The sequence below is a fragment of the Chryseobacterium jejuense genome (genome assembly GCF_017877355.1).
Classification (GTDB): domain Bacteria; phylum Bacteroidota; class Bacteroidia; order Flavobacteriales; family Weeksellaceae; genus Chryseobacterium; species Chryseobacterium jejuense_A.
On sequence record NZ_JAGIPR010000005.1, the window covers coordinates 314,568 to 326,619 of the forward strand.

Sequence of the window (12,052 nt, forward strand, 5' to 3'; positions counted from 1 at the left end):
TGATACACAAAACCAGACCCAATTATGAGTCTGGTAAAAAAAATTAAAGATGTTAGTTGGTTATTTTTTATTTATAGAGTCTTCCTTTCAGTCTGCTTAAAGATTCCTGTGAAATACCCAGATAATTAGCGACCATTCTGTTAGATAACCTTTGTACTACAGCTGGGTTCTGCTCCAGCAGCTGTTTGTATCTTTCGGTGGCATCCATGGTTAAAAAGCTCATCAGATGGCGGGTATTATTCACGTAAGCGTTTTCCAGATAATAGATGTAAAACTTTTCCCAACCCGGAACCCTGCTCAGAAGACTTTGAAAATCCCTGAAGTAGATATAAAGAAGTTCGGAACTTTCCAGAGCCTGAATATATTCTTCAGAACCTTCGCCAGTGATTAACCCAACAAGGTTACTGGCAAAATTATTTTCAAAAGCAATATATCTTGTCGCCTCTGTACCATCCGCCTGCAGAAAATAAATTCTGAGGCAGCCTTTCACTACAAAATAGATTCTGGAAGAATGTTCCTTTTCATTCAGAAGAATCTCTTCCTTCTTGATCTGAAAATACTTAAAATAAGACAAAACGATTTCCATTCCTTCTTCATCAATTGAAGTGACCTGAGAAATTCTTTCAGCCAATAATGAATACATAATAGAAATATTAATGATTGTAATTTGCAATTCTGATCTGGTTTTCAGTAGCTTCCCACTCCTTTTTGAAATATTGTGAGAATAACAGATTGACTTCGTGTTCACAGAAAAGCAGGATAGTAAAGTTCTCGTTCTCTTTTATAAGTTCTTTTCTAAAAAGATGAAGTACCCGCTCAGGGCTGAAAGGATAAATAATGTGATAGTTGAGCGGGTAGCTTCCATCAATATCCGGGAAAAATTCTCCCGTATTTTTGCTGTAAATAAAGCTGTTGACCGTACTTGTAAAAGGCAGGCTTCTGTTGAACTGATAGAAAAATGCCTGTGCATCAGTATTGCCGATAAGGTAATAGTTTTCAGTATGTAAGCCCTGCATAATGATTTCTTCCGGATCAAGGTACTGGATGATTTTTCTTGGGGATAGATTTTCCAGCCATTCCTCGTTATTTTTCCGTGTATAAATAATCATTTCTACGGTATTTCGTACTACATCATAATTCCATAAAGTAGATCTGATGATCAGAGTATTTCCCTGTTCTTCATCTCCCGTTAATAGAGGAATAATGTATCCCGGATTTCTATCCATATCCAACTCTATATAAAAAGGAACTTTGAGTTTAATATGCCATGCTGTAGAGGTGAGCTTTTTCAACGAAATTATTTCGCCGTTGTTGATATTGGTTAATTCTGATTTCATTTTGTGGCCGTTTTGGAGTGATATATTGTTTTTAAAATCAAATATTAATGGGCATCTGCCGGGATTTCTACCTTTTTCTTTTTAAATCCTTGCAGCAGCACAAACGGAATACAGCAAAGCATTGCAATTCCAAGATATTGGTAAGCATCTGTGAATCCCATCAGCATCGCCTGCTTGTTGATAACTTTATCTATGGCATGTAAAGCCATTTCAGAAGCATCAGAATGAGAGAAACCTTTAGCCATAAAGCCTGAAATATAATCCTGAGTTCTTTCCCAATAAGCAGATCCGTACTCATTAATGTTTTCCAAGAGATAATTTCTGTGCTGCCCCTTTCCGATATGCACAGATGTGGCAAGCCCTGCAATTCCGAAAGAACCACCTAATTGACGCATCATATTGTATAATCCGGCTCCCTGTCCGATTTCCGAACCTTTCAAATCTTTAATAGCCAAAGTAATTAACGGGACAAATAAAAGTCCTATTCCGATTCCTCTAAAGTAAAGCGGGAAGTAGAAATCTGTATTTCCTGAAGCGAGAGTAGCCTTGCTCATAATCATCGGGAAAATAAAGAAGCAGAGGAATCCGGCAATCACAAATAGCTGTGGTGGAACTCCTTTTTTCAATAGTTTTCCTACCGTTGGCATCAGTGCAATGGTAAAGATCTGTCCCGGGAGCAGTAGAAATCCTGTCTGTTGTGCCGAAAAGCCCAGTAAACTCTGGCAGAACTGCGGAAATATAAATACCGATCCATACAAGCCGATTCCAAAAAGGAATGAGGTAACCATTCCCGCAGAGAAACTTCTGTATCTGAATAATTTAAGATTCACAACAGGATGTTCCGTTGTAGTTTCCCGCCAGATAAATAATAAAATACCGATGACTGAAGTAACGCAAAGCACAGTGATATAATTGGTGGCGAACCAGTCTTTTTCTTCTCCTTTTTCAAGCACAGTCTGTAAACTTCCCACGGCAATGGTTAGCAATAAAATTCCCCACCAGTCAACGGGTTTTCCTGTACTTTCTTTAGGCGTCTCTCTTACATACTGATAGGTAAGAATAGCCGCTAAAATTCCCAAAGGAAGATTGATATAAAATACCCACGGCCATGAGAAATGATCCGTAAGATAACCTCCCAGAGCAGGAGCCACTGTTGGCCCAACTACAGCACCAAAACCAAAAATCGCTGTTGCTGTACCTCGTTCTTCAGGTGGCCAGGTTTCCAGCAAAATAGCCTGTGCAGTAGAAATTAAACCTCCTCCGGCCAATCCCTGCAGAATCCTGAAAGCAACAAGCTCAACCAATGTATGTGAGTTACCACAAAGCATAGAAGCAATAGTAAAAACAATTATGGAAAACAAGAAATAATTCTTTCTTCCAAAGCGGTTTCCCAGCCATCCGGACATCGGCAAAATAATCACATTGGCAACAGCATAACCAGTGGAAACCCATGCTACATCTTCTAATATCGCACCCATATTTCCCTGAATATGAGGGATTGCAACGTTCACAATGGTGGTATCCAAAAATTCAAGCATACATGACAATACCATCGTAAACGTGATCACCCATTTTCTAAATCCTTTCTCAGCCATCATGTTGAGTTATTTAGTTAATACACTTACCTCCACATTCATCCCCGGACGAATTTTTTTAAGCAGTTCCGGTGTAGCGTTGATTTTTATTTTCACAGGAATACGTTGTACAACTTTCACGAAGTTACCTGTCGCATTATCAGGTGGTAACAGAGACATTTTTGCTCCTGTAGTACCCGCAAAGTTGTGTACAATCCCTTGTATAGGCTCATTTGGGTAGGCATCAACAATGATTTCAGCTTTTTGCCCCGCACGGATGTGCTGCATCTGAGTTTCTTTGAAATTCGCGGTTACATACAGATTGTTTTCATCTACAACAGCAAATAAGGTCTGTCCGGCCTGAAGCAATTGTCCCATTTGTACACGGCGTTTCGTTACAATTCCTGAAACAGGAGCTTTAATCGTTGTGTAGGAGAGAAGAAGTTTAGCATAATCTACATCTACCTGTTGCTGGCCTGTTGCTGTATTCGTTACAACCAGTTCTGATTGGCTGTTTCCAATCTGAGCAATCGCTGTTTTGTACTGTTCTTCTGCAGATTGTAGCGCTGCCTCTGCAATTTGACGTTCTGCTTTAGCCTTATCAAAAGTTTGTTGCGGAATAGATCCGTTTTTAATCAATGCTTCATAACGATCATAATCCTGATTAGCTTGCCATAATTTAGCTCTCGCTTCATCTACTTTTGCTTTAAATCCCAATGATGCAGAATGAGTGGTTGAAACTTGGGTTTGAGAAACGCCAATTTTTGAGCCTGCTGTTTTTTGAGCCGCAATAGCCTGTTCCAGTTTCAGTCGGTATTCATGGTCTTCTAGTTTAACCAGAACCTGTCCCTTGCTTACACGTTGGTTATCCTCAAATCCAATAGAATCAATATAACCGCCTACACGGGTTACCACGGCGCTTAGATCGCCGTCTATCTGTGCATCATCTGTATCTTCATGGCTTTGGTGGTAAAAATATTGCTTAATTCCGAAAATACTTCCGGCGACAATCACGATCAGAAGAATGATGGGAACAATGTATTTTTTTTGTTTAGAGGGAGTAGCTTCCATAGTATTGTTAGTGTTCATAGTTGTTATTATTGAGTAATCGTTGAAATTTTTCCTGAAACCTTTAGAAGATTATACCATGCCATAGAAGCGTCGGCACGAGCGATCTCTAAATCTGTCAGCGCCTGATAAAGTTTTGCATCTGCATCAATACGGTCTGTGACGGTGGTTACATTGTTTTTGTAACGGTCTGCCTGCATACGGTCATTTTCAGTAGCCTCTTCAATAGAGGAATGAAGAAGATTAACTTTATTTAAGGATCTGATATACAGTTGATAAGCCTGATTTACTTCAGTTCGGATTTTATCTGCCCAGATGTTCTTTTCTATTGAAGTCTGCCTCTGATTGATCTGAATTTCAGATAGTTTGTTCTTATTCGTCCATAAGGTGGAAAAGTCCCATGAAACCGTTGCCCCTAAAGAAAACGGAGCGATAAAAGTTCCATTGGAAGGAATGAAAGTAGACCCTGCATGGTTGTAACCCATTCCTGCACCCACGGATAATTTGGGGAGTTCATCTGCTTTCAGAGCTTTAAATGAAAAATCATGAACCTTGGATTGAAGGGTGTTTTGTTCCAGTTCCTTTCTTTGAGAGAAAGCCATATCCAGATATTGTTCCAATGAAAAAGGAGTTTCTTCTTTTAAAAGCACCGAATCTGTCTGCAAGTCAAGGCTGTCCGGAAGCCCGAGAAGGACATTCATATTATAGCATACAATTTTGCGGTTGGCCTCAAGATCAGAGGCTGTAATCTCTATTCCGGATCTTTGAAGTTTAAATCGCAAGACATCATTTTTAGTAACAATGCCATGACGGTAAAACTGTTCCGCCTGCTGGATAAGATTATCTACTGCTGTGAGATTCTGCTGTACAATTTTTTGGCTTTGAGAGATTTTGTACAGATCAAAATACATTTGAACGGCAGTGTAGATTACCTCATCCTCAGTAAGAGTCACATTGGTTTTCGCAATTTCAGAAAGGAGTAGGGTAGACTGCCTTGCATACTTCAGCTTAAAACCATTGAAAATAGTTTCATTAAGAGAAGCATTTCCTACATAAGATTCGGCCCTTTTAGGAAGTACCCAGTCAAGAGATCCCAGTTTTATATGGTTGGCGACATTTTCAGTATGAGAAAATGCTCCGCTGACGCTTCCTATGGGAAGAGCTTGATCTTTTGCCTGGTTGTATTTATTGATGGCAAGGTCTACAGAACCCCTTTTCAGTTTCAGGGCATTGCTGTTAGAAAGAGCCATTTCTACCGTTTGATTTAAGGTCAGCAAACGGGTTTGTGCATATCCGGGAATACTCAGTGCTGTACCAAGACATAGCAGGAGTGATTTCCAGAGAAGTGGGTTAATTAATGTTTTCATTTGTTTTTAAGACATAGCTCCGCCAGGCAGGCGGTGAGCTTGCTTTAAGAGGTTAGTTATGATGAATAAGATTTAGTGTGTTTCGTGGTTGTACGGAAGAACCAATACCGGAGTGGTAGAGTGGCGGATGATATATTCTGCGGTACTGCCACTGATGAGGTGGTCTAACCCGGTCCTTCCATGGGTGCCTACAATTAATAGGTCTGCACTGTTGTTAGTTATGAATTGAATGATCTGCTCCTGCGGATCCCCATTGAGTATTGTAGTTGAATGTTCTATCAAACTATATTTTTCGGTAACCTGTTTTATTTTAGCCATTTGCCTTTCCATTGAGTCATCATTTTCTATAAAGGTATTTGCCAAGGAGGCATTAATAATGGCTGTGTTGTTTCTTACAAGCAGCAGCTTCACCGTAGCATTAAAAAAGACAGCGAGTTCAAAGCCCCGGGAAGCAATTCGTGGAGAAAAAATGCTTTCATCCAGGGCAATGACAATAGATTGAATGTTCATAGTTTATATTTAAATCGTGTTGCAAAATTCCGTTATCGGAGGAGTAAAAACTTTGATCTGGGTTAAAAAACAACTTTATGATGACTGTTTTTTATGCAATCCGGCTTGGTCTTCCGATTCACCAGCTTTCCAATAAGATACGGCATGCAAGGCACGGGAGTCCAGAGAAGGGTCCGTTCTGAAATAATCGCGCAGTTCTTTTACGGTAGAATATTCTGCAGCTACATATACATATTTTCTCTGCTCATTTTCCAGGAATTTAAATTCTTTGGCTTTCTCTGCAAGTCGGCTTCCTTTTTCCGGTGTCGGATTATAAAGCCACTCAATATCTACATTGGCAGCAGAGCAGCAGAGTATTTCATCTTCTTTTCCGAAGGTTTCCATAATTATTTTAGCATTCACTCCTTCAGGAAGTTGTTCCGCAATTGCACTGATGACGGGTAGGGCGGTAGCATCACCTACCAGCAGATAAGAATCTGCGTCAGGAACTAAAGGTCTTGTGCTTTCTTTCATTCCTATGCCTAAAAAATCACCCTCCTGTACTTGTAATGCCCATGCTGATGCAGGGCCATTGTCTCCATGTGCTACGAAATCAATGCTCAGTTCCCTGTTTTCAATATCAATTTTCCTGTTGGTATAGGTTCTTACGATTTCCTGTGTATCTGGCTCATCTGTAGGTATAAATATCTTGTTATTTGAACCTGATTTTACATTAGAAAGTATTTCTGCTTGATTATCACTAATATTGAAAATAACCCTGATAAAATGGGGGGTAATATATTCTTTATGTTTCACATGAAACACTGAACGGATTTTTTTTGTTTCGGTTGAATTCATTGTGGCTAAATTTTATTGTAGAACATTTTCTTTTAATAAGTTATATGAAGTGTTCGTTTTTCTGTATTGTATGATATCTTCTATAGATAAAATCATCAAATCATGCTTTAATGCAAAAACTACAATCTGTGGAAATCTGGACATCGTTCCATCATCATTCATCAGTTCACATAAAACTGACATAGGTTTTAATCCAGCCAAGCGCATGAGATCTATACTTCCTTCCGTATGTCCGTTTCTGCCCAATACACCATCGTTGTGAGCCCTTAAGGGAAATATATGTCCGGGACGAACCAGATCTCCGGTTGGGCATTTTCAGCAAAAGCTGCTTTTACTGCTGCAATTCGATCTGCTGCTGATAAACCCGTTGTAGCTCCTTTTTTTGCATCTATTGAAACTGTAAAAGGGGTTTGATATGGACTCGAATTATCAGTTACCATATAGGGAAGCTGTAGCTCATCAGCTTTTTCATGGGTGAGACATAGGCAAACGACTCCGCTGCAATATCGGATCATTTGAATCATATCTTCCTCATTCATGTGTTCTGCAGAGAAAATAAGATCGCCTTCATTTTCACGGTCTTCATTGTCGATCAGTAAAACGCCTTTTCCTGTCTGCAATTCCTGGATTGCGTTTTCAACTCTTTCTTTGGAATTTTCGCCAAATATTTTTAACATATTTTCCATAAGTAAATATTTAAATTGTATATAATAACCAATTGGTTATCTGTTTTCTTTTAGTAGTATGATATTTGTGTTTGTTAGTCTGTATTTCAAATTGGTGATGCAAAGTTGGGCATGCCTGAAATGAAAAACTTTGACTTAGGTTAAAAAAGTAAGATCAATCCTTATTTTTATATTCCAGTGTTTCCATTTCATGATAAACGGTAGTGGCCCAAAAGTCTAACTCCCACTCTTTTTTGCGGATCACTTCAAGTGAATATTCACCTTTGTAATAATTTTTAATAAGCTCCTTCCGCTGGAATTCTATAAGCTGAAGTTCCACATTGAAATAAGTTTTTCTCCATTCTATACGGCCGACAGGCTCAGAATTTCCGGTTTGATACAACTCCGTTTCTTCTTTTTTCAATTTTTCGATCATTCCGGAAACAATTCCTTCAGTGATTGAACGATCTCCTTTCTTATGCTCTAAAAAGGAAAGTGACTGGTCAATTAAAAGCATATTCAGTTCTTTTTCATTTTTTTCTTCCTCTTCAGCAGGCTTGATAAGCTTTATCAGATTGGGCAAGGTCAAACCCTGGATGAGCAAAGTAAAAATAATGACCACAAATGTGATAAAGAGAATGGTGCTTCTCTGGGCAATTAAAACTCCATCATTATCCTCTAAAGGCATTGCAAGGGCGGCAGCTAATGATACAACGCCCCTCATTCCGGACCACGATAAGATGATATATTCCTTTTTGGCCTGTGAAAAGAAACTTGTTTCTTTTTTGATTTTATCCCCTGAAAATAAAGGAAATGTAAAGATGGCAAATAGCCTGATAACGATCAGAACTCCAAAAATAAGAAGACCATACAGAATTAAAACAGGAAGTTCGGAATGAGGAATATCCGCGATAATCTGGGGAAGCTGCATTCCAAGAATAAGGAATACCAATCCATTCAGCACAAAGACGATAACGTCCCAAAAGTGGCTCATCTGTATTCTGCTGTTAGCACTAAAAAGAGAAAAGGAATTCCATGAAAGGAACATTCCCAGGACTACAACAGCCAGTACTCCGGAGCATTCCAGACGCTCAGCCATGCTATAAGTGGCAAATGGTAATAAAATAATCACAAAGGTTTCTGCATTACTGTTTCCGTTCAAAAATCTGTGCAGTTTCAGGAATACATATCCTATCACAAGACCAACGATAATGCCACCTAAGCTGATGGTTACAAATTGAAATCCTGCATTCCAGAAAGAAAAAGAGCCACTTATGATTGCAATTAATGCACATTTATAGGCAATAAGGGCTGATGCATCATTCAATAAACTTTCTCCTTCAAGGATGGTAACCAGTTTTTTAGGTAATGGAAGCCCTTTGGTAATACTGGTTGCCGCTACAGCGTCCGGTGGTGAAATAATGGCTCCTAAAATAAAAGCCAGTGGCCACGAAAAACCGGGAATAATACTGTGAGCAATACATGCAATGATGGTAGTGGTTAAGAAAACCAAACCTACCGCAAGAAGTGATATTTTGGAAAATTCTTTTTTAAATTCGGGAATAGAAGTATTCCAGGCAGCATCAAACAAAATAGGAGGTAAAACAACATAAAAGATCATCTCCGGACTCATGTCTATAGAAGGAACCAGCTTTGTAAGACTTAAAATAAGACCTGCGGATAAAAGTAAAAGGGGAAGTGCTAGTTTAAGCCTTTCTTTTACCGAAATAATGATTATCAGAATAATAGAGATCCAGATGATTTTTTCAAGTTCTGCCATGCATTTTTTATTATGCTGCAAAATTAGAGTGCTGCAAAATGAAAAACTTTGATCTGAGTCAAAAAACGATTCAAGAGGAGCGGCTTTTGGGTATTAGGATAATTTTATATTTTTCCCCAACATTTTCACGATATTTATCAAAATATTTAATGATGAAATTGAATAAAATACTTTTCTCTTTAATGCTAATCTGTGCCATGTTGGTTCATGCTCAAAAGAATGTAGAAAATATTGACGGAGTTTATAAAGGAAAGGGAGCCGTTTTCATTATCAATAAAAATAAAACGTTTCTGATTATGGCTTATGCAACGCTGATAAAAGGGACATGGAATATTGAAAAAGACCTTATCTATCTGAAACCTAAAAACCCGGAAGATAAATTCTTTGTATATGCCCGTAAAAATCCTGATATTAAAATAGGGATGCGGATTAATTTTTCAGGAGACGGTATTGGAAACAGTAATATTGTTGTTGGTGAATTTCCGAATAAAATGCAGGCCCTTTTTAATGATGATGCCAATTGCCTGGATTATCCTAATGTTCATGTTTTTAAAGAAAAATGGTCTTCTGTTACATTGTTGGAAGACCAGAACGAAGAAAATTGGAAAGTATCAGATATTCCAAGGGTAATGTATAGTTTTCCAACAGGGGATTATAATGATTTTATAGTACAACATATGCAGGATAGCCTGTACCACAATGATTTTGTTTTTAAAATTACCAAAAAAGGATTGTCGGATGTGAATAGCGGTTCAGGAGATGTCCTTAAAAAATCTACAATAAAAGATGAGTTTTCTAATGAAAAAGAGTTAGAGTTTATAAACCAGTCTTTTGATATGGCCTTTGCAGCAGATTATAAATTAGTGAACAATGCCTATAATACGAATGATGATATGAATGGTAAAATAGATCTGAATTATTATAAATATGATAAATTAAAGAATGTTTATGTAAATCCTGCTGTATCAGCTAAAGAACTTAACTATAAAAGCAAAGACTATCATTATAATGATGTGCTGATGAAGTTTGATAGGATTACAGGAACTTCAAAACCATGGATTGCAGTAAAAAAATTACCGAAACCTTTGTTTATTGCAAACTGTAATAACTAATATCTACCTTCATTTACCTTAAAATCATTTTCAAAATCTTTTTTTCTATAGGAAATTATCAGTATAACTATCAGATTTTTAAAATAGTATATTAATTATATTTACTTCAAAAACACACCATGCTGATCAAAATTTATGGCAGCGCCATTCATGGCGTTGCAGCCCAAACAATAATTATTGAAGTAAATGTAGATACCGGCGGAGTAGGATATCATTTAGTGGGACTTCCTGATAATGCTATCAAAGAAAGTAGTTACAGGATTTCTGCTGCATTGAAAAATGTAGGATATAAAATCCCCGGAAAGAAAATCACCATTAATATGGCTCCCGCAGATCTGAGAAAAGAAGGTTCTGCCTATGATCTGAGTATAGCTATTGGAATTTTAGCCGCATCAGATCAGATTCTGGCCGAAGAAATTCAAAACTATATCATTATGGGGGAGCTTTCGTTGGACGGCAGCCTGCAGCCAATCAAAGGAGTTTTACCCATCGCAATTCAAGCCCGTGAAGAAGGTTTTAAAGGAATTATTCTTCCTATTCAAAATGCAAGAGAAGCAGCCATTGTTAGTGATCTTGATGTGTATGGAGTGGAAAATATAAAACAGGTTATTGATTTTTTTAATGAAGGAAGACCTATTGAGAAGGTGATATTGGATACTAAAAAAGAGTTCCATGAAAGGATTAATGATTTCCCGTTTGATTTCTCAGAAGTTAAAGGGCAGGAAACTGCAAAAAGAGCTATGGAAGTAGCTGCTGCTGGTGGTCACAATATCATTCTGATTGGTCCTCCCGGAAGTGGAAAAACAATGTTGGCAAAAAGGGTTCCTAGTATCTTACCTCCATTAACCTTGAAAGAGGCGCTGGAAACTACAAAAATACATTCTGTAGCAGGAAAAATAGGAACAGAAGCTTCATTGATGACCGTTCGTCCTTTCAGGTCCCCGCATCACACAATTTCAGACGTTGCACTTGTTGGTGGGGGAAGTTATCCCCAGCCGGGAGAAATTTCATTGGCTCATAATGGCGTTTTATTTCTGGATGAAATGCCGGAATTCAAACGAACGGTGCTCGAGGTGATGAGACAGCCTTTGGAAGATCGGGAAGTAACAATTTCAAGAGCTAGATTTACAGTTAACTATCCTGCAAGTTTTATGCTGGTTGCTTCGATGAATCCAAGTCCGAGCGGTTTTTTCCCGGATGACCCCAACAATACCTCCTCGGTTTATGAAATGCAGCGGTATATGAATAAGCTTTCTGGGCCGCTTTTAGACCGGATTGATATTCATATCGAAGTTCAGAAAGTAGAATTTGAACAGCTTTCAGAAAAGAGAAAAGGAGAAAAAAGTAAGGACATCCGGGAGAGGGTTTTGACAGCAAGAGAGATTCAGAATGAACGCTATAAAAATCTTAATATCAGCAGCAATGCCCAGATCGGACCAAAGGAAATCGAAGCTTTCTGTGAATTGGATGCAACCTCTTTCAATCTTATTAAATTGGCTATGGAAAAACTAAACCTTTCTGCCAGAGCATATGACAGGATTCTTAAAGTTGCCCGTACCATTGCTGATCTTGAGGAATCCGAAAAAATTCTTTCCCATCATATTTCTGAAGCCATACAGTATAGGAGTTTAGATCGTGAGTTTTGGAATGCTTAGTGATATTTCATTTGTATTATTAATTTTATAAAATCTGTTTAGTGTGCTTTTTCTTTTAAAGCAAGACTTTGTTGTGAATTTCTGTTGCTTTATTTGCGGTTTTTTGAATGTATTTTATTATAATTCAGTATGTTTTTATATTTATTG

At 38.0% G+C, this 12,052-nt stretch carries 10 protein-coding genes and 1 pseudogene; 2 read left to right on the plus strand and 9 right to left on the minus strand.

What is annotated here, in order from left to right; genetic code table 11:
• Positions 1-67: 67 nt before the first annotated feature.
• The 9 genes and pseudogenes from J2772_RS12575 to J2772_RS12615 form a co-directional block, all read right to left on the minus strand.
• Positions 68-643, minus strand: coding sequence for a Crp/Fnr family transcriptional regulator (locus J2772_RS12575; RefSeq protein ID WP_209917134.1), 576 nt, complete (start codon positions 641-643; stop codon positions 68-70).
• A 10-nt stretch (positions 644-653) separates the two neighbouring features.
• Positions 654-1,337 carry a siderophore-interacting protein gene (locus J2772_RS12580; RefSeq protein WP_209917136.1) on the minus strand — a complete coding sequence of 228 codons (684 nt, stop codon included), beginning with the start codon at positions 1,335-1,337 and terminating at the stop codon, positions 654-656.
• A gap of 44 nt (positions 1,338-1,381) precedes the next feature.
• Positions 1,382-2,935 carry an MDR family MFS transporter gene (locus tag J2772_RS12585; protein ID WP_317194505.1) on the minus strand — a complete coding sequence of 518 codons (1,554 nt, stop codon included), beginning with the start codon at positions 2,933-2,935 and terminating at the stop codon, positions 1,382-1,384.
• 6 nt (positions 2,936-2,941) lie between these two features.
• A complete protein-coding gene (locus tag J2772_RS12590; protein WP_245365215.1) occupies positions 2,942-4,000 on the minus strand; it encodes an HlyD family secretion protein in 1,059 nt (352 codons plus the stop codon).
• An 8-nt stretch (positions 4,001-4,008) separates the two neighbouring features.
• Positions 4,009-5,346: a TolC family protein gene (locus J2772_RS12595; RefSeq protein ID WP_209917138.1), complete on the minus strand. Its 1,338-nt coding sequence runs from the start codon at positions 5,344-5,346 to the stop codon at positions 4,009-4,011.
• 72 nt (positions 5,347-5,418) lie between these two features.
• Positions 5,419-5,856, minus strand: a complete 438-nt coding sequence (locus J2772_RS12600) for a universal stress protein (RefSeq protein WP_209917140.1) — start codon at positions 5,854-5,856, stop codon at positions 5,419-5,421.
• A 75-nt stretch (positions 5,857-5,931) separates the two neighbouring features.
• Positions 5,932-6,693, minus strand: coding sequence for a siderophore-interacting protein (locus J2772_RS12605; protein WP_209917142.1), 762 nt, complete (start codon positions 6,691-6,693; stop codon positions 5,932-5,934).
• A gap of 12 nt (positions 6,694-6,705) precedes the next feature.
• Positions 6,706-7,379, minus strand: a pseudogene (gene ribB, locus J2772_RS12610) (3,4-dihydroxy-2-butanone-4-phosphate synthase).
• A 154-nt stretch (positions 7,380-7,533) separates the two neighbouring features.
• Complete coding sequence (locus tag J2772_RS12615; protein ID WP_209917144.1) at positions 7,534-9,138, minus strand: Na+/H+ antiporter; 1,605 nt, start codon at positions 9,136-9,138, stop codon at positions 7,534-7,536.
• Between the two features lie 152 nt (positions 9,139-9,290).
• On the opposite strand from J2772_RS12615, the gene J2772_RS12620 reads away from it, so the two are divergent.
• Together J2772_RS12620 and J2772_RS12625 are read left to right on the plus strand one after the other, a co-directional pair.
• Positions 9,291-10,250 (plus strand): hypothetical protein, encoded by a 960-nt coding sequence (locus J2772_RS12620; protein WP_209917146.1) that lies wholly within the window; start codon positions 9,291-9,293, stop codon positions 10,248-10,250.
• Positions 10,251-10,369: 119 nt separating this feature from the next.
• Complete coding sequence (locus J2772_RS12625; protein WP_209917147.1) at positions 10,370-11,905, plus strand: YifB family Mg chelatase-like AAA ATPase; 1,536 nt, start codon at positions 10,370-10,372, stop codon at positions 11,903-11,905.
• The last annotated feature ends 147 nt before the right edge of the window (positions 11,906-12,052 follow it).

Coding starts and splice junctions, on each gene's coding strand:
- J2772_RS12575 (WP_209917134.1), bottom strand. CDS start 643: ATGTATTCATTATTGGCTGAAAGAATTTCTCAGGTCACTTCAATTGAT.
- J2772_RS12580 (WP_209917136.1), bottom strand. CDS start 1,337: ATGAAATCAGAATTAACCAATATCAACAACGGCGAAATAATTTCGTTG.
- J2772_RS12625 (WP_209917147.1), top strand. CDS start 10,370: ATGCTGATCAAAATTTATGGCAGCGCCATTCATGGCGTTGCAGCCCAA.
- J2772_RS12615 (WP_209917144.1), bottom strand. CDS start 9,138: ATGGCAGAACTTGAAAAAATCATCTGGATCTCTATTATTCTGATAATC.
- J2772_RS12585 (WP_317194505.1), bottom strand. CDS start 2,935: ATGATGGCTGAGAAAGGATTTAGAAAATGGGTGATCACGTTTACGATG.
- J2772_RS12590 (WP_245365215.1), bottom strand. CDS start 4,000: ATGAACACTAACAATACTATGGAAGCTACTCCCTCTAAACAAAAAAAA.
- J2772_RS12595 (WP_209917138.1), bottom strand. CDS start 5,346: ATGAAAACATTAATTAACCCACTTCTCTGGAAATCACTCCTGCTATGT.
- J2772_RS12605 (WP_209917142.1), bottom strand. CDS start 6,693: ATGAATTCAACCGAAACAAAAAAAATCCGTTCAGTGTTTCATGTGAAA.
- J2772_RS12620 (WP_209917146.1), top strand. CDS start 9,291: ATGAAATTGAATAAAATACTTTTCTCTTTAATGCTAATCTGTGCCATG.
- J2772_RS12600 (WP_209917140.1), bottom strand. CDS start 5,856: ATGAACATTCAATCTATTGTCATTGCCCTGGATGAAAGCATTTTTTCT.